This window comes from uncultured Cedecea sp. (assembly GCF_947498825.1).
Taxonomy (GTDB): Bacteria; Pseudomonadota; Gammaproteobacteria; order Enterobacterales; family Enterobacteriaceae; genus JGM124.
This window is the reverse complement of sequence record NZ_CANMLV010000013.1, coordinates 78,857-100,073: the sequence shown is the minus strand read 5'-3', so window position 1 is coordinate 100,073 and position 21,217 is coordinate 78,857. Positions and strand designations below refer to the sequence as shown.

At 46.9% G+C, this 21,217-nt stretch carries 18 protein-coding genes; 8 read left to right on the top strand and 10 right to left on the bottom strand.

What is annotated here, in order from left to right; translation table 11 throughout:
• Positions 1 to 172: 172 nt before the first annotated feature.
• From Q1A40_RS14490 to Q1A40_RS14475, 4 genes are all read right to left on the bottom strand, one after another.
• Positions 173 to 1,660: an EAL domain-containing protein gene (locus Q1A40_RS14490; RefSeq protein WP_300001247.1), complete on the bottom strand. Its 1,488-nt coding sequence runs from the start codon at positions 1,658 to 1,660 to the stop codon at positions 173 to 175.
• A gap of 238 nt (positions 1,661 to 1,898) precedes the next feature.
• Positions 1,899 to 2,561, bottom strand: coding sequence for an OmpA family lipoprotein (locus Q1A40_RS14485; protein WP_300001245.1), 663 nt, complete (start codon positions 2,559 to 2,561; stop codon positions 1,899 to 1,901).
• Between the two features lie 113 nt (positions 2,562 to 2,674).
• On the bottom strand, positions 2,675 to 3,112 hold the full coding sequence (locus tag Q1A40_RS14480) for an N-acetyltransferase (protein ID WP_300001243.1): 438 nt from the start codon (positions 3,110 to 3,112) through the stop codon (positions 2,675 to 2,677).
• Entirely contained in the window at positions 3,109 to 3,672 is a 564-nt protein-coding gene (locus tag Q1A40_RS14475) for a DNA-3-methyladenine glycosylase I (protein ID WP_300001241.1), read from the bottom strand. Before Q1A40_RS14475 ends, Q1A40_RS14480 begins: the two co-directional genes overlap by 4 nt.
• A gap of 240 nt (positions 3,673 to 3,912) precedes the next feature.
• On the opposite strand from Q1A40_RS14475, the gene eptB reads away from it, so the two are divergent.
• The 7 genes from eptB to ghrB all read left to right on the top strand — a co-directional run bounded on the left by eptB (position 3,913) and on the right by ghrB (position 13,375).
• Complete coding sequence (gene eptB, locus Q1A40_RS14470) at positions 3,913 to 5,592, top strand: kdo(2)-lipid A phosphoethanolamine 7''-transferase (RefSeq protein ID WP_300001239.1); 1,680 nt, start codon at positions 3,913 to 3,915, stop codon at positions 5,590 to 5,592.
• A 624-nt stretch (positions 5,593 to 6,216) separates the two neighbouring features.
• On the top strand, positions 6,217 to 7,827 hold the full coding sequence (gene dppA, locus Q1A40_RS14465; RefSeq protein WP_300001238.1) for a dipeptide ABC transporter periplasmic-binding protein DppA: 1,611 nt from the start codon (positions 6,217 to 6,219) through the stop codon (positions 7,825 to 7,827).
• Positions 7,828 to 8,016: 189 nt separating this feature from the next.
• A complete protein-coding gene (dppB, locus tag Q1A40_RS14460; protein ID WP_300001237.1) occupies positions 8,017 to 9,036 on the top strand; it encodes a dipeptide ABC transporter permease DppB in 1,020 nt (339 codons plus the stop codon).
• Positions 9,037 to 9,044: 8 nt separating this feature from the next.
• Positions 9,045 to 9,947: a dipeptide ABC transporter permease DppC gene (dppC, locus tag Q1A40_RS14455; RefSeq protein WP_300001235.1), complete on the top strand. Its 903-nt coding sequence runs from the start codon at positions 9,045 to 9,047 to the stop codon at positions 9,945 to 9,947.
• A gap of 11 nt (positions 9,948 to 9,958) precedes the next feature.
• Positions 9,959 to 10,942: a dipeptide ABC transporter ATP-binding protein gene (gene dppD, locus Q1A40_RS14450; RefSeq protein ID WP_300001233.1), complete on the top strand. Its 984-nt coding sequence runs from the start codon at positions 9,959 to 9,961 to the stop codon at positions 10,940 to 10,942.
• Positions 10,939 to 11,946, top strand: coding sequence for a dipeptide ABC transporter ATP-binding subunit DppF (gene dppF, locus Q1A40_RS14445; protein ID WP_300001231.1), 1,008 nt, complete (start codon positions 10,939 to 10,941; stop codon positions 11,944 to 11,946). Before dppD ends, dppF begins: the two co-directional genes overlap by 4 nt.
• 454 nt (positions 11,947 to 12,400) lie before the next feature.
• Complete coding sequence (gene ghrB, locus Q1A40_RS14440; RefSeq protein WP_300001229.1) at positions 12,401 to 13,375, top strand: glyoxylate/hydroxypyruvate reductase GhrB; 975 nt, start codon at positions 12,401 to 12,403, stop codon at positions 13,373 to 13,375.
• A 65-nt stretch (positions 13,376 to 13,440) separates the two neighbouring features.
• Here the strand turns inward: ghrB and Q1A40_RS14435 are convergent, their stop codons facing one another.
• From Q1A40_RS14435 to Q1A40_RS14410, 6 genes are all read right to left on the bottom strand, one after another.
• Positions 13,441 to 14,151 (bottom strand): DUF3053 domain-containing protein, encoded by a 711-nt coding sequence (locus Q1A40_RS14435; protein WP_300001227.1) that lies wholly within the window; start codon positions 14,149 to 14,151, stop codon positions 13,441 to 13,443.
• A gap of 156 nt (positions 14,152 to 14,307) precedes the next feature.
• Positions 14,308 to 14,718, bottom strand: coding sequence for an NUDIX domain-containing protein (locus tag Q1A40_RS14430; protein ID WP_300001225.1), 411 nt, complete (start codon positions 14,716 to 14,718; stop codon positions 14,308 to 14,310).
• Positions 14,719 to 15,101: 383 nt separating this feature from the next.
• Positions 15,102 to 15,848 carry a hypothetical protein gene (locus Q1A40_RS14425; protein ID WP_300001223.1) on the bottom strand — a complete coding sequence of 249 codons (747 nt, stop codon included), beginning with the start codon at positions 15,846 to 15,848 and terminating at the stop codon, positions 15,102 to 15,104.
• Between the two features lie 256 nt (positions 15,849 to 16,104).
• Entirely contained in the window at positions 16,105 to 18,174 is a 2,070-nt protein-coding gene (glyS, locus tag Q1A40_RS14420; RefSeq protein ID WP_300001222.1) for a glycine--tRNA ligase subunit beta, read from the bottom strand.
• A gap of 9 nt (positions 18,175 to 18,183) precedes the next feature.
• Complete coding sequence (glyQ, locus tag Q1A40_RS14415; protein ID WP_300001221.1) at positions 18,184 to 19,095, bottom strand: glycine--tRNA ligase subunit alpha; 912 nt, start codon at positions 19,093 to 19,095, stop codon at positions 18,184 to 18,186.
• A 187-nt stretch (positions 19,096 to 19,282) separates the two neighbouring features.
• Positions 19,283 to 20,104 carry a protein bax gene (locus Q1A40_RS14410; protein ID WP_300001219.1) on the bottom strand — a complete coding sequence of 274 codons (822 nt, stop codon included), beginning with the start codon at positions 20,102 to 20,104 and terminating at the stop codon, positions 19,283 to 19,285.
• Positions 20,105 to 20,471: 367 nt separating this feature from the next.
• Here Q1A40_RS14410 and Q1A40_RS14405 point away from each other — a divergent pair, with 367 nt between their 5' ends.
• Positions 20,472 to 21,140: a hypothetical protein gene (locus Q1A40_RS14405; RefSeq protein ID WP_300001217.1), complete on the top strand. Its 669-nt coding sequence runs from the start codon at positions 20,472 to 20,474 to the stop codon at positions 21,138 to 21,140.
• Positions 21,141 to 21,217: the final 77 nt, after the last annotated feature.

Here is a 21,217-nt window from a genome sequence, read left to right as displayed (position 1 = left end):
TGTGCTCTGTCGCCATAAACTAACTTGTTCGACCACATATTTATGAAAACGTCCCCCAGGAAAATGAAAAATAAACCTATGTATCAGATTACTGAATCATATCGTTTATTTTCGCCCACTGTTTTCTTCGGCTGTACGGTAAACAACTTGAATTATTTATCATATATGGCGGTTAATCCAGGTAGCGAGACTCAAACTGTGCCACTGGCAGAGCCTGGCTGAACAAATATCCCTGGGCATGGGTCACATCATGCGCAATCAGCCAATCTTTTTGCTGCGCATTCTCGATACCTTCAGCAACAATCTTCAACCCCAAGCTCCTGGCCAGAGTGACGATAGCCTCAACCATAGCCGCATCCCCGGGTAGTCCTTGAATAAAGCTCTTATCAATTTTTAAAATATCAACCGGGACTGATTTTAAATGATGTAAGTCGCGCAGGCAGGCATAGCCCATCCCAAAATCATCCAGAGCAATACGCACCCCGGCGTCGTGTAATGGTCGCAAAATATTCGCGGCAACTTGTGGATCATCAATGCGACGACTTTCGGTTATCTCAATCGTCAGCGTGGCAGGATCGACCTGATATCGTTCCAGCAAGTTAAGTAAGGCAGGCACCATATCCTTATGCATTAACTGCAGCACAGAAAGATTGACCGATAACGGCATCATAATGCCACGCCGCTGCCAGACAGACAGCACACGACATGACTCTTCCAGCACCCAACTCCCGACAGTCACCATCAACCCGCAATCTTCAATGCGTTCAATAAGCCCTTCTGGTAAAGCCCAAACCTCATCAGACTGTTGCTGACGCAGCAAAACTTCAGCACCTACAACCTGACCAGACGACATATTTACCTGAGGCTGCAACCAGATAGCAAATTCACTGCCACTGAACCCTGCTAAACGATTATTTTTTGTTACCAATAAAGAAGGCTGTTCGCTATAACCCGTTTTCCCCTGGCAACATGCCTGCTGATTACGATTATAACTGCGCACCAGCATACCTATTTCATCATCCTGGTGAGATTCAGGTATCTCTAACTGATGTGGGCCAATACCTTGCAGGCTCATGTTATCCAGTTCGTGCGCTACTCTACGAATCGGATGGATAACCAGTCTATTAATAAACCAGCTAATACTCACTGTCAGAATCAAGGCCAGTAGCAGGTAGGTCGTCAACAGTATCGATAAGGTCGAGATAATAAAACGATAGAGATATCGTGAGTCAGCCTGTAACACCAGGAATGCTAAAGGCTGCGAGTTCCCCGGCTGGCCAAGGGCATAAAGCGGCAGAGACACTTGAACCGGGAGAGAAAATAAACGGGTAGCCAGTCGAGGGATCTTCCCTTCCGGGACAAAGCTTATCCCTAACGTTTGAAGTTGGTCAGGAAGAACAACGTCAATTCGGCTAAGGATCCCGGCAGGTTTAAGTGTGGCCAGAACCTCTTCTGCCTGTGGAATATCGGCTTTTAGTACCGCCTGGGCAAGCGGGATTCGTACCGAATCAGCCATATTTTCCATGCGGGAAATGGTGTCATTACGGTTCTGTTGAACGAAATAAAAGAGCTGAATGACGATAAAAACAAAGATAAACACCACCGCAACGGCCGCAACCATCGCCATTTGTTTTATCGTAAGAGAACGACGAACACGCAAACTAACTCTCCCAATGACGCCTTCTGTAATGATTTTGACGCCGGACCATCTTATCTCACTGGAGTATACAGCAATGCGTTAACATTTTATCCTTGGCTAACAATAAGGAGATATTGTTTCGATGAGCACCGTCAGCCAAGAGAATTCCCGGCGGGTAACAACAAAAAGAAAAGCAGCCTGACAGGCTAATACAAAAGAGAGTGATTGCCCCGGCATGTCACCGAGGCAAGTAAGACACTTAACTAAGCGGACTTAACGTAATTTCTACCCGGCGATTTTGTGCCTTTCCTTCTGTTGTACTGTTACTCGCAACAGGATTGGCTGGCCCCATACCAATGGTACGGAGGCGGTTAGCGGCTACGCCCTGGACAATCAGCGAGCTTGCTACACTATCAGCACGCTGTTGTGATAATTTCTGGTTTAGTTCAGCGCCGCCGGTGCTGTCTGTATAACCTGCAACATTGACCGCCGTTTTTGGATACTCTTTCAGAACCATCGCTACCCCGGTCAGCGTGTTAGCGCCCGCAGGTTTCAGCGTGGCACTGCTACTGTCAAAGGTCACGTTGTTCGGCATGTTAAGGACAATATTGTCACCATTACGGGTAACACTCACCCCGGTACCACGCATTTTTTCACGTAATTTTGCTTCTTGTACATCCATGTAATAGCCAATGCCGCCACCCAGTGCAGCACCGCTCGCCGCACCAATCAGCGCACCTTTACCACGGTCTTTTTTCGATGAGGAAAGCACACCTACACCAGCGCCAACCAGTGTTCCGATCCCTGCTCCAATGGCTGAATTACCTACTTCCTTTTCACCACTATAAGGATTGGTGGTACAACCCGAAATCGCTAATGTGGCGCAAACGATAGCAGCAATTGTTATAACGCGTTTTTTCATTTTATTTTTCCCTATGGTCCTGCTTGAACTGTACCAGGGTTTCATTATGAAAAAAAATCAAAAAATAATTCAGGGAAGTATTCTGATAAATCGCCATCAGAAAAAGATAAGGGTTATTTTTCGTTTTTCTTCCAGCACATAATCCAAGTCGGATGCTGAGTTTCACTCTGCCAGGCCGCCTCTTCTATACGAAACCCCAGATGATGATAGAAATGAACAGCCTGTTGATTTTTCTGATAAACCTCAAGACTTAAAGCGGAATAGCGAGACTGAGCATGTTTCAACAACTGGCCTCCGATGCCGTTTCCTGTATAAGAGGAGTCAACAAAAAGCGCGCCAATAAATTGCTGCTCAATGATGCTGATAAACCCAATCAGCTTATCCTCTTGCATATATACCCACGTTTCTGAATGGGGAATATAGACATCACGGACGACTGAACAACTGTCATGCCAATAACCTGGGTCAATAAACGGATGCCCGCTGATAGTACTGTCCAGCCACAGGCTCATCAGAGCATCCAGCTGATGTGGCTTAAAGGGAAGGATCATTCTGGTTTATCCTGATGGCAAAAACATCCAATAACATGATCGTTAACCAGTCCACAAGCCTGCATAAAAGCATAGCAGATGGTCGCACCTACGAACTTAAACCCCCTTAACTTTAGCGCACGGGACAAGGCCTCAGAAGCTTCCGTTTTCGCAGGTATCTCAGAGGAATGTACGGGATGCGTCACCACAGGCACATTATTCACAAATGACCAGACGAGTGTCGGGAAATCTTCGCCGTTTTCCTCCATAACCAGTAACGCTTTGGCATTATTAATAATGGCTTCAATTTTACCGCGATGCCGAATAATGCCGGCATTCTGCAACAGATTATCGATATCATCAGAAGTCATTTGAGCGACCAACTCAGGGGAGAATTGGTGAAAACATTGGCGGTAGTTCTCGCGCTTTTTAAGGATAGTTATCCAGGAAAGCCCCGCTTGCTGCCCTTCCAGGCAGATCATTTCAAATAATTTTTGCCTGTCACGAATGACGATACCCCATTCAAGATCATGATATGCAAGGTACAAGGGATCTGCTGTTACCCATCCACAACGTTCCATCTTTCAATTCCTTACAATAAATTTACTCAGGTTTTATACTGAGGACCGGCCAGGCTATCTCTGAATAAAATAGGTATAAATAATAAACTGATATCGAATACCAGACTCTTTTTACTGGCGACTAAACATGTTTTTTTTCACGTATTGCCGGGTTTTCGGCATTTACTGGAGCTAGTAAGAACTTTATCTATTCGCTATGGTCGAAACCACACTTCCCGTTCTGGTCTGCAAATGCCCTAAATGAATAAGATTAAATCAATTAGTCATCAGAAATTGTGTTTCCTGCTCGCCCTGTATGTTGGATTACTTCTAAATATCACAGTTTTTTATCAACGATTCAGCGCTGAAACATTGATTGTCTGGAAAGAATTATCAGCAGTGACAGAGGTCATGGCTTGTGTACTCGTGACCTTCTTTCTGTTACGCATCCTGTCTCTTTTTGGACGTACTGTCTGGCGAATTCTCGCCACTCTCGTCGTCGTTATTTCCGTTGCTGCCAGCTACTATATGACTTTTCTGAATGTCGTGATTGGTTACGGCATCGTAGTTTCAGTGATGACGACCGATATTGACCTGTCAAAAGAAGTCGTTGGCTATAAGTTTATTCTCTGGATTGTGCTGGTTAGCGCGCTGCCGGTTTATATGATCTGGCGTAATAATTCCTACAATACGCTTATCAGGCAGCTTATTGTGCCCGGCCAGCGCATCAAAAATATTGCCATTATTTTATGTACAGTTCTGCTGGTCTGGGGCCCTTTACGCCTGTTAAGTGAATTACAGGACAAAAGTGAACATGGTACAACCATTGATACAGCCAGCTACGGCGGTGTTGTCGCTAACTCTTATCTTCCGTCGAACTGGGTATCAGCCTTGGGGCTTTATGCCTGGGCTAAAGCCGATGAGTCTGGCGATAACCAATCCCTGTTAAATCCGGCGAAGAAATTCAGTTACGTTGCGCCAGAGAATATTGACGACACCTATGTGGTCTTTATTATCGGCGAAACGACGCGCTGGGATCATATGGGAATGTTAGGTTACGAGCGTGATACCACACCTAAACTATCCCAGGAAAAGAATCTGGTCGCCTTCCGCGGTGAGTCTTGTGATACTGCGACCAAGCTATCACTGCGTTGTATGTTTGTACGCGAAGGAGGTACTTCTGATAACCCACAGCGTACGCTAAAAGAACAGAATGTCTTTTCTGTACTGAAACAGCTGGGCTTTAGCTCCAATATTTACGCCATGCAAAGTGAAGTCTGGTTTTACAAAAATGCCATGCCAGATAGTTTCGCCTTCCGCGAGGAAATTGCCGCGAATCCACGTAATCACGGCAAAACCGTTGATGACATGCTGTTAATCGATGAGGTCAGTCAATCCCTGAAGCAACATCCTGAGGGTAAACATCTGATTATTCTGCATACCAAAGGCTCTCACTTCTCCTACGTTCAGCGCTATCCGCGCAGCTTCGCGAAGTGGACGCCAGAATGCGTCAGTATTGATAACGGTTGTTCAAAGGAGTCGCTGATCAACGCCTTCGATAACTCCGTACTCTATATCGATACCATGATCAGCAGCGTACTTGACGAACTGCGTGATAAACGGGCCATTGTTTTCTATGCTTCCGACCATGGCGAATCAATCAGCGAGTCAACGCATCTGCACGGCACGCCTCGTCATATGGCGCCACCTGAACAGTTCCGGGTACCGCTTATGGTTTGGGCATCAGACAAATTTCTTGAGAATCCGAAAAATAAACTCGCCTTTGAACATTTACAGGAACAGGCCAGTAAACAAGCCTCACACCGTCATGTTGAACTTTACGACTCCATTCTCGGTTGTTTAGGCTATACCTCACCTGATGGGGGAATTAATCAGAATAATAACTGGTGCCATATTCCTGATAATAGCCCCACCCAGTAAATTCTGACACCGGTTCAGACAGCCGAATCACATAGCCCGAAGATGTGATTCGGTAAATTTCTACCGGTAACATTTGCGCAACCTGAAATACGATGGCTGACCATGTTTATCACATCACAGCCGCTATATATCATCGGATTTTGTTATCGCTATCTTTGGTCGTTTACTTCACTGTTTATGACTCGCCACAGCATTTATTACTGGAAGCGACGCAGATCACAAATCTAATCGTTCAACAATTCGTCATTTAACACAAAATTTACTACTGATGAAAACAGTTATTTTAACTAACCTATTGCAATAAACTGAAATAAAAAACCACCAATAGCGTATAGCACAATGTTCATCACTGTAAATCACAGCGAAAAGTTTTTTTAATCTTTGCCAGCACAATCTCATCCAGAAGGTAAATCCCCACTCACCTTATTGACGTTTGTATCATCTATTGACAGATTGTAGGGCAATAGAGGCCATGCACAAACTGTCTGCGCTGCTTTCCTGTATTACACGCAATAGGAATAGCTGCCTCTTTATCGCCTTCGGGTATACCGTATCGACCACAAATAAATAACAATGGTTAGCGGTGAATAGCAATACAACACCACACACAATTGGAGCAAAATAATGCCTATCTCCTTGAAGAAGTCAGGGATGCTGAAATTTGGCCTGAGCCTTGTTGCTCTGACCGTTGCAGCAAGCGTACAAGCTAATACTCTGGTTTATTGTTCAGAAGGTTCTCCTGAAGGCTTTAACCCTCAGCTCTTTACCTCTGGCACCACTTATGACGCCAGCTCAGTACCGATTTATAACCGTCTGGTAGAGTTTAAAACCGGCACCACTGAAATCGTTCCTGGCCTTGCTGAGAAATGGGAAATCAGTGAAGATGGCAAAACCTATACTTTCCATCTGCGCCCGGGCGTAAAATGGCAGGATAATAAAGACTTTAAACCCACCCGCGATATGAACGCAGACGATGTCGTGTTCTCATTTGATCGCCAGAAGAACCCGGAAAACCCGTACCATAAAGTTTCTGGTGGCAGCTACGAATACTTCATCGGTATGGACTTACCGAACCTTATCACTGAAGTGAAAAAGGTTGACGATAATACCGTTCAATTCGTTCTCGCTCGTCCAGAAGCACCTTTCCTTGCTGACCTCGCCATGGACTTTGCCTCTATTCTTTCTAAAGAATATGCCGATAACATGATGAAAGCGGGTACCCCTGAGAAAATTGACCTGAACCCAATCGGTACCGGTCCATTCCAGTTACAGCAATACCAGAAAGACTCCCGTATTCTGTACAAAGCTTTCCCGGGTTACTGGGGCACCAAACCACAGATTGACCGTCTGGTCTTCTCGATTACCCCAGATGCCTCTGTGCGTTATGCAAAACTGCAGAAAAACGAATGCCAGGTTATGCCTTATCCAAACCCAGCCGATATCGCGCGTCTGAAAGAAGATAAGAATGTCGACCTGAAAGAGCAGGCGGGCCTGAACGTGGGTTATGTCTCGTTTAATACCGAGAAAAAACCGTTTGATAACGTAAAAGTACGTCAGGCACTGTCTTATGCGGTGAATAAAGACGCCATCATCAATGCGGTATATCAGGGTGCCGGTACATCGGCTAAAAACCTGATCCCACCAACCATGTGGGGCTATAACGATGATGTGAAAGACTACAACTACGATCCAGAAAAAGCGAAAGCACTGCTGAAAGAAGCAGGTCTGGCTGATGGTTTCACCGTTGATCTGTGGGCAATGCCTGTTCAGCGTCCGTACAACCCAAATGCCCGTCGTATGGCTGAGATGATTCAGGCTGACTGGGCGAAAGTGGGTGTTAAAGCCAATATCGTCACCTATGAGTGGGGTGAGTACCTCAAACGCGCTAAAGCAGGTGAGCACGATGCGGTTATGATGGGCTGGACCGGCGATAATGGGGATCCGGATAACTTCTTCGGTACGCTGTTTAGCTGCGCTGCGGCACAACAAGGTTCTAACTACTCTCGCTGGTGCTACCAGCCATTTGAAGAAATCATTCTTCCTGCACGTTCCACGGATAACCACGAGAAACGTGTTGAGCTGTACAAACAGGCTCAGGTCGTGATGAATGAACAAGCACCAGCCTTGATCATCGCTCACTCAACTGTCTATGAGCCAGTTCGTAAAGAAGTAAAAGGGTATGTGGTTGATCCATTGGGCAAACACCACTTTGATAACGTCTCAATCGAAAAATAAAAATAACCTGCTATGCCCTGAATAAATCGAGTTGCTTGTAGCCCGCAGTCCTCACTGCAACAACACTCAAGCAACTTGAAGGATACCGGGTATATATACCCCCTTCTCTGTGGGAAGGGGGTAATCAATTTTTGAGTAATGCAGACAGGCAATATTTTCAATGGCCTGTCACTAAAGAGAATCCGGGATATGCTGCAGTTCATCCTCCGAAAACTGGGATTAGTTATTCCCACGTTTATAGGTATTACCTTACTGACTTTCGCTTTCGTTCATATGATCCCCGGTGACCCGGTGATGATAATGGCCGGAGAGCGCGGTCTTTCTCCTGAGCGTCACGCCCAGTTACTGGCGGAGCTTGGCCTTGATCAGCCCATGTGGAAGCAATACATCCATTATATTTGGGGTGTAATGCATGGTGACTTAGGCATTTCGTTAAAAAGCCGCATCCCGGTCTGGGATGAGTTTGTGCCGCGATTACAGGCCACCATGGAACTTGGCGTCTGTGCCATGATTTTTGCTGTCGCTGTCGGTGTCCCAGTGGGCGTACTGGCTGCGGTTAAGCGCGGGTCCATTTTCGATCATACTGCGGTCAGTATCGCACTCACCGGCTACTCCATGCCTATCTTCTGGTGGGGTATGATGCTGATTATGCTGGTTTCCGTGCAGTTAAACCTGACGCCGGTATCTGGCCGAGTCAGTGACATAATTTTCCTTGATGACTCTAACCCGCTAACCGGTTTTATGTTACTGGACACAGCTATTTGGGGTGAGTCCGGTGACTTTATCGATGCCCTTGAGCATATTATTTTACCTGCCATCGTGCTGGGGACGATCCCACTGGCGGTTATCGTCCGTATGACCCGTTCTTCAATGCTTGAGGTTCTGAGCGAAGATTATATTCGTACCGCACGTGCCAAAGGTTTAACCCGTTTACGCGTGATTGTCGTTCATGCCTTGCGTAATGCCATGTTACCTGTCGTTACCGTTATCGGTCTGCAGGTCGGTACCATGCTGGGTGGTGCGATTCTGACGGAAACCATCTTCTCCTGGCCGGGTCTTGGACGCTGGCTGATAGAAGCTCTACAGCGCCGTGATTATCCGGTAGTACAGGGCGGAGTCTTACTGGTAGCGACCATGATTATTTTGGTCAACTTACTGGTTGATTTGTTATACGGCGTGGTGAACCCGCGTATACGCCATAAGAAATAAGGGTAATCATGACACAATCAACTGAAAATAAGGTTCTTGTGGCTCCTAAGCCAATGACACCTTTACAGGAATTCTGGCACTACTTTTCCCGTAATAAAGGGGCTGTCATCGGTCTGGTATATATCAGTCTGATGGTCTTTATCGCAGTCTTCGCTAACTTTCTGGCTCCGCATCTTCCGGCAGAACAGTTCCGTGATTCACTGTTACGTCCGCCTGTCTGGATGGAAGGCGGGAGCTGGGAGTTTATTCTCGGAACCGATGATGTCGGTCGCGATATTCTTTCACGCCTGATGTACGGTGCCCGCCTGTCACTGCTGGTCGGCTGTCTGGTGGTGGTACTGTCGCTGGCAATGGGTATTGTTCTCGGCCTGGTGGCGGGTTACTTCGGCGGTATCGTTGACAACCTCATTATGCGTGTTGTCGATATCATGCTGGCCCTGCCAAGCCTGCTGCTGGCACTGGTTCTGGTGGCTATCTTTGGCCCTTCGATTACCAATGCCGCGCTGGCCTTAACCTTTGTTGCACTGCCCCACTATGTTCGTCTGACCCGTGCTGCGGTACTGGTAGAAGTCAGCCGTGACTACGTGACCGCTTCGCGTGTTGCCGGTGCAGGCCCGCTGCGCCAGATGTTTATCAATATTTTCCCTAATACCCTGGCGCCGCTGATTGTTCAGGCATCGCTGGGCTTTTCTAACGCCATTCTCGATATGGCTGCTCTTGGCTTCCTTGGCATGGGTGCGCAACCACCAACACCGGAATGGGGCACGATGCTCGCCGATGTGTTGCAGTTCGCGCAAAGCGCCTGGTGGGTTGTGACCTTCCCTGGTCTGGCAATCTTACTGACGGTGCTGGCATTTAACCTGATGGGTGACGGCTTACGTGATGCGCTCGATCCTAAACTCAAGCAGTAAAGAGGCACGAGATGGCGTTATTAAATATAGATAAATTATCGGTGCATTTTGGTGATAAAAATGCTCCCTTTCGTGCCGTAGATCGTGTGAGCTATAGCGTAGAACAGGGCGAAGTCGTCGGGATTGTCGGTGAGTCCGGTTCCGGTAAATCTGTCAGCTCATTGGCAATTATGGGGCTGATTGATTTTCCAGGCAGAGTCAGTGCCGAAAACTTGCATTTTAATGGGCAGGATTTGCAGCGCATCTCAGAAAAAGAGCGTCGCAACTTGGTCGGCGCTGATGTCGCAATGATCTTCCAGGACCCGATGACCAGCTTGAATCCCTGCTATACCGTGGGTTTCCAGATTATGGAAGCCATCAAGGTGCACCAGGGTGGCAATAAAAAAACCCGTGTGCAACGTGCAATAGATCTTCTGACACTGGTGGGTATTCCCGATCCTGCCTCACGTCTGGATGTTTATCCGCACCAGCTTTCAGGCGGTATGAGCCAGCGTGTGATGATAGCGATGGCGATTGCCTGTCGCCCTAAACTGCTGATAGCCGATGAACCGACAACGGCTCTGGATGTTACCATTCAGGCGCAGATCATCGAATTGCTGATCGAGCTGCAACAAAAAGAGAATATGGCGCTGATCCTGATCACTCACGATCTGGCACTGGTTGCTGAAGCGGCCCATAAAATTATCGTGATGTATGCCGGACAGGTAGTGGAGACGGGATCCTCAAAGGACATTTTCCATTCACCACGCCACCCTTATACCCAGGCACTGTTACGCGCCTTGCCTGAGTTCGCTCAGGATAAAGCGCGTCTGGCGTCACTGCCCGGTGTGGTTCCGGGGAAATATGACCGCCCGAACGGCTGTCTGTTAAACCCACGCTGTCCCTATGCCACCGATAAATGCCGCACTGAAGAACCAGAACTCACTTTGGTCGATAACGGTCGTCAGTCTAAATGCCACTACCCCCTCGATGATGCCGGGAGGCCAACGCTATGAGTACTCAACAGGCCGCCGCGCAACCCTTGTTGCAGGCTATCGATCTGAAAAAACACTATGCCGTGAAAAAGGGGATGTTCGCCCCTGAGCGACTGGTAAAAGCGCTTGATGGCGTCACCTTTACGCTTGAACGCGGCAAAACCCTGGCTGTAGTGGGTGAGTCGGGTTGTGGTAAGTCCACTCTCGGCCGTCTGCTGACCATGATTGAAGTGCCCACCGGCGGTGAACTCTATTACCAGGGGCAGGATCTGCTGAAGCATGATGCTTCAGCCCAGAAACTGCGTCGCCAGAAAATTCAGATAGTGTTCCAGAACCCGTACGGTTCTTTAAATCCGCGTAAGAAAGTCGGGCAAATTCTTGAAGAACCCTTAACGATCAATACCTCACTGAGCAAATCTGAGCGTCGTGAAAAAGCGCTGGAAATGATGGCAAAAGTGGGACTGAAAACCGAACATTACGATCGTTATCCGCATATGTTCTCCGGTGGTCAGCGCCAGCGTATCGCGATCGCACGCGGCCTGATGCTCGATCCGGATGTGGTGATTGCTGATGAACCGGTTTCTGCTCTCGATGTTTCTGTTCGCGCTCAGGTTCTGAACCTGATGATGGATTTACAGCAGGAGTTAGGGCTCTCTTACGTCTTTATCTCCCACGACTTGTCGGTGGTAGAGCACATTGCTGATGAAGTAATGGTGATGTATCTCGGCCGTTGTGTGGAAAAGGGGACAAAAGAGCAGATTTTCTCTAACCCCCAGCATCCTTATACCCAGGCGCTGCTCTCTGCCACACCGCGTCTTAACCCGGATGACCGCAGAGAACGTATTAAACTGACTGGCGAGTTACCCAGCCCGCTGAATCCGCCACCGGGCTGTGCGTTTAATGCTCGCTGCCGTCGTCGTTTTGGCACCTGTACTCAGTTACAGCCAAAACTCAAAGATTACGGAAACGGCCAACTGGTCGCCTGTTTTGCTGTCGACCAGGACATCAACGGCGAAGTGCGCTAGCCTCTCTATTCTTCCCTCGCTAAGCGGGGGGAGGATGGTTTACCGCAACACCTCCTGCCCGCATCTGCTGTTCCTCTCAGAAACAGTGAAACCACCCGCAGTGCATTTATCCATAACCTGAGCCGGCGTAAATTGTCGTCATCATCATTTATATTCCCCTTCCGCTTTTTGGATGACGGCCGCATCAGGGAAATCCAGCCTCATTACCAGCTAAGCGTTAACGAGAGCAACGCCTGTATCGCCGCTGCGCGTTCAGGCAGTACGATTATCCAGACCGCACGCTTACCGGTATAGCCCTGTCTGAACAGTGGGCAATCGAATATTTTGTTTAATATCCGGAAACTATGCCCCTATTCTGGCACCGATTCCATTCAACCAAAGATTCATACTATGATGTTAAGACGCATTCGGTCAGCCTGCGGCCGATTTACAACAATGATGCACGGAGACCCTAATGAAGCCGTCGATTATCCTCTACAAAAAATTACCTGATAACCTCGTTAAACGTCTTGAAAGTCACTTCGCCGTCAATCAGCTTGATGATATCAGCCCTGAAACTGTCGCGGCTAACCCACAGATTTTTGCCAGTGCTGAAGGAATAGTGGGCTCTGGTGGTAAAGTTGATGAAGCTTTCCTGGCAAACACACCCAAACTACGTGCAGCCTCCACCATTTCCGTTGGCTATGATAATTACAATGTCGATGCCCTGAATGCCCGTAATGTTGTACTGATGCACACCCCGACAGTACTCACTGAAACCGTGGCTGATACGGCAATGGCTCTGATTCTTTCCAGTGCTCGCCGAGTCGTAGAACTGGCTGAACGCGTTAAAGCAGGCGAATGGCAAAGCAGCATTAAGTCTGACTGGTACAGTATCGATGTACACCATAAGACGCTCGGTATCATCGGTATGGGGCGTATCGGGCTAGCGTTGGCACAGCGCGCTCACTTTGGTTTCAGTATGCCGATTCTCTATAACGCACGTCGTCATCATAAAGAAGCAGAGGAACGTTTTGACGCTCAGTATTGCGATCTCGATACCTTGTTATCGACCGCCGATTTTGTCTGTATTCTGCTGCCTATGAGCGCAGAAACACATCATCTTATTGGCGCTGAACAACTCTCAAAAATGAAATCTTCAGCCGTACTAATCAATGTCGGCCGCGGCCCAGTGGTTGATGAGCAAGCGCTGATCGCGGCATTACAAGAAGGTAAAATTCATGCCGCCGGGCTGGATGTTTTCGAGCAAGAGCCCCTGCCTGTAGACTCGCCACTGCTTAAGATGCCAAACGTGGTTGCACTGCCGCATGTGGGTTCTGCCACACATGAAACACGTTCCGGAATGGACGAATGTGCCGTTGATAACTTGATTGCGGCACTCACAGGTAAAGTCGAAGTAAACTGCGTCAATCCTGAAATTTTAAAGTAACCGATTGAGAAAATAAAAAAGGCCACCCATGTTGGGTAGCCTTTTTTACTTATATACTCGTCAGCTTACTGCATTGCATTCTGCGTGGCGGCATATGCCTGCATAAATACCTGATGCTGACCGGCAAGCGGAGCAATCAACGTATTATACTGGCTCGCTTGACGTGATGTCGGGAACTGTATACCACCGGCAGTAAAGCTCACCTGACCTTCCTGTTCAGCAATGTAATCGCCAACCTGCATGAGTTGCTGAGTGAGATTTTGTGCCGCCGGAATCAATGGCACAATTGCATTCGCCGGGTTAGTAACGACCTTCTCAAAGACTTTATCGTAAACAACTTTCAGCTCTTCATGTTGTTTCAAAGTAGAAACCGCGCTATCAGCCTGCATCTTGGCATTTTGTACCTGCTGACCTAACACATTGAGCGCACCGTTTTCCTGACGTAGCGTATTACGCTGGGTCAGGTAGTCTTGAGGAACGCGGATGCCATTGACAGTATCCAGTACCGGCTTAATACCTTGATCCATTGCCTGGCTCATCTGTTGTGAAAAGCCATACAGAATCGCGTAGTCGGAAACCAGAGGACCAAACTGTTTTTTCTGATCGGAGGTCAGCGTAGGTAAACGATCGCCACTACGCATCGCAGTATTTTGCAGAAAATCGATAAATGCCTTACGTTGGTCACCTTCTTTATCAAAGCAACCACTCAGGCTTACCACCATCAATAACGCCGCCAGCGGCGCAAACCAGCGAGACCAGGACTTACCTGTCGCCATCTTATCTACCCCTTTAACTAATGTCTAATCAACTACCGAATCCTGTGCTAAGGATAGTCCAACCGTCGCTGGCAAGATACCCTTTAGCATGAATCTCTTCATTTAGGGGGTATGATTTCATCGCGCAATCCATTTTTGGGATGATAACCCAGGTACTCAGGCCATATCACCCAGTAGCGGGATCACTTTGTTAAGCGTCAAAGGGGCCAGTTCGTGAAGCGCGCTATCCTCAAGGGAAAGCCACAGAATCTCTTCAATTTCAGCGGCAGGTACTATATCGCTGTTAAGGGTTTTGATTCTGAACATGTCAGCAATCACGGTATGGTTAGCTTCATTTGCAGCAACATCGATGAACTGTCCTAATGGATGTAGCTGTTCGGGGGTAATCTCTAACTGTAACTCTTCGTTGAGTTCCCGAATAAGAGCCTGTTCAGGCGTTTCGCCCGCATCTGGCTTGCCGCCTGGCTGCATAAAAAAGGGGGTATTACGTTTTCTTACCAATAACATTCGACCGTCTGAATCAGTAATAACGGCAGCAGAGACATGGATTTTTTTATTTGCAGACACGATTAGCTCCAATAGGATCCTTCGCTTTATACCTACAGGCATGTCGAAGGAGATATGATGACCGATGCATCAGCTCGCTCAGGATTACACTTCCGCCAGACGCACGATGCTGTTGACATCAGGCTATTGTATCACCCCATGAAGCTATCTGACTGTGTATATGAACAGCAGGTAATCAATGAGCATCATTTTGAGTGAGCTCTCCCCCTGAGAGAGGAGAGCTCTATGATTTCACCAGATAGATTTAAACAATTACGTGGTTGGAATTGTCCATTGTCACAGCTTCCTATACTCGTCATACTTCAAGTTGCTTGGGTGTTGCGTGCGTGAGGTGCGCCTACAAGCAACCCGAATTATTTTGGGTATATCAGAAGTATTAACAATTATTCTTCGGAAAAAAAATCGAAGATATTGTTTTCTCGCTGTTCAATTATTTCATTTTTATATTCATTGTCATCTGCATTCGCTTCAATAACAAAAAAACAGAATGCTTTTTTATTCATAATATATTCAGCGGCCAAATGACACGCTGATAATTTACTTTTCATTAGGCGTTTGCTATAAAAATAGTCTTCCAATGTCATTTTCTCATACAGATTATATTCTGATGAAGGCTTTTTATTAGAAAATGATTCTGCCTGTAAGGCTAATGTCCTTTCAATATCTTTTATTTCATCTATCACTGTTCCAAGTGCCTGACGCTGTGCTTCCAGGCTATCTTTTATGAAAGCGTCTTCAATAAGAGATCTCATCTTGCTTAAGCAGAAAGTGGTTATCTGGTTGTAGAACTTCTCACCAAATGGATAGCCATTTTTGCTTTTAATCTTTTCGAAATAAATATTACGACCACGATCATAACTGCTATCTGTTATTTCTGTATCCGCTCTATAATAATTAAATGCAGTTGTCGTTAGTTTTGCTGTCATATATACAGAATTTAAGCTATATGTAGGTACCATGACGGGTTTCATTGTGGTTATAACGGGATTTTCTATCGTTGTTACAATTTTTTGCGTTGTCGTTACAGATGTCGAAAGCGAATCATTATTTAGTGTGACCTTACTATCTTGGCGATCCTTATAATAAGAGTAAGGAGAGGATGAGGTTTCTGTTGTAAGAGGTAAACTCATATATCCGTTAGAATACTGCCCGGCGTGGTCGATGATGAAATATCGACTCCCCTTGATGTGGTGTTAACCATTACAGGTACAGAAGGACCAGAAAGAAGAGTGTTCTCTGCCGGATCAGAACGCATCCTGCCTGCCATATAATAGTAACCACCGGCAAACAAAGCTCCTACTCCCGTCAGGACGGGTCACTGATAACATAAGGGGAGAAAATAATTATTTTCTCCCCTTATTCGTAAAACCCAGCTGGATTAACTTTTTATTGCAGCAAAGAAATATCCGCAACTTCCAGGAACAGCTCACGTAGTTTAGTCAGCAACGTCAGTCGGTTAATACGCAGTGCTTCATCATCAGCATTAACCATTACTTTATCAAAGAAAGCATCGACCGGCTCACGCAAGTCCGCCAACTCTTCCAGCGCTTCCTGATAACGACCTTCAGCAAAATAGGGTTGCAGTTTGTCGCGCAGAACCACCAGATGCGTCGCCAGACGAATCTCTTCCGCTTCTTTCAGAACCGAAGCCCGTACACTGTCATTCAGCGTTTCAGACGACTTCGCAAGAATATTAGAAACGCGTTTGTTCGCTGCTGCCAGGGCAGCTGCCGCCTCCAGAGTGCGGAAATGGGAAACCGCCTTCATACGGGCATCAAAATCAGCCGGTTTGGTCGGACGACGTGCCAGCACTGCCTGAATAGTATCAACAGCATGACCTTCTTCCTGATACCAGGCGCGGAAACGACCGAGCATAAAGTCGATAACCTCATCAACTACTTTGCTATTAGTCAGTTTATCGCCATAGAGACGAACCGCTTCTTCAGTCAGGGTTTGCAGATCAAGATTAAGGTTTTTCTCAACGATAATACGCAGAACACCCAGGGCGGCACGACGCAGAGCAAACGGATCTTTGTCACCTTTAGGGTGCTGACCGATACCAAAAATACCGGCTAAAGTATCCATTTTGTCAGCGATAGCGACAGAACAAGCAACCAGATTAGAAGGCAGCTCATCTCCGGCAAAGCGCGGCTGATACTGTTCGTTCAGTGCCACAGCGACGTCTTCTGCTTCACCGTCAAAACGGGCATAGTGCATTCCCATCACACCCTGGGTGTCGGTAAACTCAAACACCATATTGGTCATCAGGTCACACTTGGAAAGCAGGCCTGCGCGGGTCGCATGATTAACATCAGCGCCAATCTGATTAGCAATCCAGCCGGAAAGCGCTTCAATCCGATTGGTCTTGTCACGCAGGCTGCCCAACTGCTGCTGGAACAGAACGGTTTCAAGACGCGGCAGGTTATCTTCCAGACGTTTTTTACGGTCAGTATTAAAGAAAAACTCGGCGTCGGCCAGACGTGGGCGTACCACTTTCTCGTTACCCGAAATAATTTGCTGCGGATCTTTAGACTCAATATTGGAAACAAAGATAAAGTTCGGCAGCAATTTACCTTCCGGGCTATACACCGGGAAGTACTTCTGGTCACCTTTCATGGTGTAAACCAGCGCTTCAGCAGGAACAGAGAGGAATTTCTCTTCAAAGGTCGCGGTCAGAACCACCGGCCATTCAACCAGAGAAGCCACTTCTTCTAACAGACTTTCGCTTAAATCAGCAACCCCACCAATTTTACGCGCCGCTTCTTCCGCATCACGTTTAATTAATGTTTTACGTTGCTCGTAATCAGCGATGACTTTACCGCGCTGCGCTAACACGTCAGGATACTGGTCAGCATGCTCAAGGGCAAATTCGGACTCACCCATAAAGCGGTGACCACGAATAACACGATCTGACTGAATACCCAGAATAGTGGCAGGAATCAGTTCGCTGTCTAACAGCAAGGTCACTGTATGTACCGGACGCACAAACTGGGTGTCAAACGCACCCCAGCGCATTAATTTAGGAACAGGCAATTTTGCCAGTGAGCTGCTAATAATGTTTGGTAACAGTGTCTGAACACTTTCACCTTTTACCCGCGCACGGTACAGCAGCCATTCACCTTTATCGGTAGACAAGCGTTCAGCCTGGTCAACGGTAATACCGCAACCCCGTGCCCAGCCTTCTGCTGCTTTACTTGGGCGACCTTCAGCATCAAACGCCGCAGCAATTGCCGGACCACGTTTTTCAACTTCACGGTCAGGCTGCGTAGCAGAAAGTTTCGTAATTTTTAGCGCCAGACGGCGTGGTGCGGCAAACCATTTAACATCGCCATAAGCCAGATTTGCCGCATCCAGCTCCGCAGTCACATTGGCAGCAAAGGATTCAGCCAGACTGCGCAGGGCTTTTGGTGGCAGCTCTTCAGTGCCGATTTCCACCAGAAAAGTTTTTTCAGACATGGCAGCCTCTTATTTATTCTTATTACACATCGGGAAGCCAAGTGCTTCACGAGAAGCATAGTAGGCTTCTGCCACTGCTTTCGTCAGGGTACGAATACGCAGAATATAGCGCTGGCGTTCCGTCACCGAGATAGCTTTACGGGCATCAAGCAGGTTAAAGCTATGTGCGGCTTTCAGAATACGTTCGTAAGCAGGCAGCGGCAGAGGTTTTTCTAACGCCAGTAACTGTTGAGCTTCTTTTTCATATTGCTCAAAACAGGTAAACAGGAAATCGACATCAGCGTATTCAAAGTTATACGTGGATTGTTCGATTTCATTCTGGTGGAACACATCGCCATAGGTGGTTTTACCTAATGGGCCGTCGCTCCAGACCAAATCATAAACACTGTCTACGCCCTGGATATACATCGCCAGACGCTCTAAGCCATAAGTGATTTCGCCAGTCACGGGTTTGCACTCCAAACCACCGACCTGCTGGAAATAGGTAAACTGGGTCACTTCCATGCCGTTAAGCCAGACTTCCCAGCCCAGGCCCCAGGCCCCCAGAGTGGGGTTTTCCCAGTTATCTTCCACGAAACGAATATCATGAATCGTTGGGTCCATACCCAATTCTTTCAGCGACCCAAGATACAGTTCCTGAATGTTGTCCGGCGAAGGCTTAATCACCACCTGGAACTGATAGTAATGCTGTAAGCGGTTCGGGTTTTCGCCATAACGGCCATCTGTAGGACGACGAGAAGGTTGCACATAAGCAGCCGCCATAGGTTCTGGCCCTAATGCCCGCAAACAGGTCATCGGGTGAGAGGTTCCGGCGCCAACTTCCATGTCCAAAGGTTGAACAATGGTGCAGCCCTGGCGGGCCCAGTAATCCTGTAAAGTCAGGATCAGGCCTTGAAAGGTCTTGGTATCAAACTTTTGCATGTTGAATTCGCACGCGTTCCGTGGATTTAAGAGAAGCGGGCAGTATATACGCAAATGCCGTCAAGTTGTATGATCATGCCCCTGAAAAAGCGCCAACTGGAAGGAGGATAGAAAGAAATCAATGACATGCCCGGATAAAACAGAGCATGTCACCACAAGAAATGTATCTGGGAGCTATCAGGTCGTCTTAATAAGGCGACATTAAGTTCTGATTACTCTGGTACATCGCAAACAGGTAGTTGTTATAGCGATGACCTTTTTGCGAATAACCTTCCAACTTATGGATCATAGTACTGGCTGTAACTTCCTGATCCGCTTTACGTAACTGGGCGCGAGATTTACGGAATGATGCATAAGCCGGGTGGGTATTCAAATTAATCACGTAAGAATTAACACCCTCTTTCAGCGAATCATAATGCTGATAGCCTTTTACTTTACCCGGCTCGCTATTACAGTGCTTTTTAGCGCATTTCATTCCGAACAGATTATTGTTGCTACGGGCCAGTTTTGATGTTCCCCAGCCACTTTCTACCGCAGCCATGGTCGCTGCCATTTTAGTCGGGATAATATCAACTCTTTCCAGCAAGGTATTCCAAGGTATACGTTTGGTATTACCTTTCCAGGCCACTTTATAACGGCGGCTAATATCTTTTAGCCGTGCAATTTCTGTTGGCGAAAAACGGCTTGAATAACGCTTTATCATCAACCAATTACGTTCAGCAGTAATTGCTGCATTTTGCTGTGCAATATATGGCATAACCGCCCGGAGAAACGCTTTTTTCCTTGGAGTTCCGGAAGGGTATTTTCGCAAATCAGGAAGCGAACTCATTTCACTTTTGCGAGAATACTCTTTTGTACTGTGTGCCGTATTTTTAGTATTAACTTTTTTTATCAGGGCTTTACTGTGCGTCTCTGCAACTTGTGGACTGGCTAAAACCGTATTATTCCATCCCACCGACAGTAGCAAAATTATCGCGGCCCCTAACTGTTTTATTAGGGTTGTTATCATTCATGACTCCGAACAGAAAAAGGACTTTCTGACTCATTATTCATAATCAGTATAGAAAACAGGCGCGAAAGATACCAAAAATAACGACTTATGGCACGTTAAGAAAGGGTATTATTCCGAAAAGCCGTCATGAACAAACGGAATAAAAAGAAAAAAGTATTGTAAAATTCGCAAGTTAATTGCCGATAAAGAAAGAGTAAATAACCCTGAAGTTGTCCGGAAAGCTATAGCGGACACATGTATTCAGCTCCTTCTTTGATACAGGATAACGGGCAAAATGAGCTTGGTTCAGAAGCTGATAAAAAAAGCTTTCGTGACAAATAATAGGCATGAGGCCGCAAGCTTTTTGATCAGTGCTTGTAACCGTATGAAGCTGCAAAATAAAGAGCAAATTATATGGGAAATAAATAGCGCACTGAGCAATATTAATCTTGACGACAAAATTGCCCCCCAAGCGCGCTATCAGGACTCACCAGAAACGTTACAACGCTTACAAATGTCAGAAGCGCGCGTGATCAGTCTGCTGTCACAGTTACGTGAAGAACAGCAAAAATCGCGTTCATCAACCTCCCTTTATTGCGATACGCCGGAAACAATTAATCGGCTACGTCAATGTGAAAACCAGATAACTGAGCTAAAAAAAGCGTTGAATATCAGCCAAGAGATGCACCTGAAAGAGTCAGCTCTGGTGCGCAGCGTGATGCAGCGGGAAATCGATAAACTGCAAAGCCATTTTAATCGTTATAAGCAGACCGCCCAACTCAAAGCCCATGCCTGTCACCTGGAGATAGCCGAGTCTCGCCAGCGCCTGAACGCTGCTGACAGACTGATCAAAACACAGCATGAAGCGCGTCTGTGTGCTGAAAAAGAGGTCGCGATATTGTCTGAAAAACTACAACAGCTCCAGTCAGAGCATCTCGCTAATGTTGAGCAGCATATCAGTTTACATGCCCAGCTTAACAGGACGCTTGATGAACTCTCCATCAGCAGAAATATGCTGGGTTCTCATATCGAACAGTGGCAGAAAGATAAATAATAAGAATCAGAATATTTGACTGAATAAAAGCCATTAAATTGATATAAAAAACCACAAATGCTGTGTAAAGTCTGTTT

Coding starts and splice junctions, on each gene's coding strand:
- Q1A40_RS14485 (WP_300001245.1), bottom strand. CDS start 2,561: ATGAAAAAACGCGTTATAACAATTGCTGCTATCGTTTGCGCCACATTA.
- Q1A40_RS14480 (WP_300001243.1), bottom strand. CDS start 3,112: ATGATCCTTCCCTTTAAGCCACATCAGCTGGATGCTCTGATGAGCCTG.
- Q1A40_RS14475 (WP_300001241.1), bottom strand. CDS start 3,672: ATGGAACGTTGTGGATGGGTAACAGCAGATCCCTTGTACCTTGCATAT.
- eptB (WP_300001239.1), top strand. CDS start 3,913: ATGAATAAGATTAAATCAATTAGTCATCAGAAATTGTGTTTCCTGCTC.
- dppA (WP_300001238.1), top strand. CDS start 6,217: ATGCCTATCTCCTTGAAGAAGTCAGGGATGCTGAAATTTGGCCTGAGC.
- dppB (WP_300001237.1), top strand. CDS start 8,017: ATGCTGCAGTTCATCCTCCGAAAACTGGGATTAGTTATTCCCACGTTT.
- dppC (WP_300001235.1), top strand. CDS start 9,045: ATGACACAATCAACTGAAAATAAGGTTCTTGTGGCTCCTAAGCCAATG.
- dppD (WP_300001233.1), top strand. CDS start 9,959: ATGGCGTTATTAAATATAGATAAATTATCGGTGCATTTTGGTGATAAA.
- dppF (WP_300001231.1), top strand. CDS start 10,939: ATGAGTACTCAACAGGCCGCCGCGCAACCCTTGTTGCAGGCTATCGAT.
- ghrB (WP_300001229.1), top strand. CDS start 12,401: ATGAAGCCGTCGATTATCCTCTACAAAAAATTACCTGATAACCTCGTT.
- Q1A40_RS14435 (WP_300001227.1), bottom strand. CDS start 14,151: ATGGCGACAGGTAAGTCCTGGTCTCGCTGGTTTGCGCCGCTGGCGGCG.
- Q1A40_RS14425 (WP_300001223.1), bottom strand. CDS start 15,848: ATGAGTTTACCTCTTACAACAGAAACCTCATCCTCTCCTTACTCTTAT.
- glyS (WP_300001222.1), bottom strand. CDS start 18,174: ATGTCTGAAAAAACTTTTCTGGTGGAAATCGGCACTGAAGAGCTGCCA.
- glyQ (WP_300001221.1), bottom strand. CDS start 19,095: ATGCAAAAGTTTGATACCAAGACCTTTCAAGGCCTGATCCTGACTTTA.
- Q1A40_RS14410 (WP_300001219.1), bottom strand. CDS start 20,104: ATGATAACAACCCTAATAAAACAGTTAGGGGCCGCGATAATTTTGCTA.
- Q1A40_RS14405 (WP_300001217.1), top strand. CDS start 20,472: ATGAAGCTGCAAAATAAAGAGCAAATTATATGGGAAATAAATAGCGCA.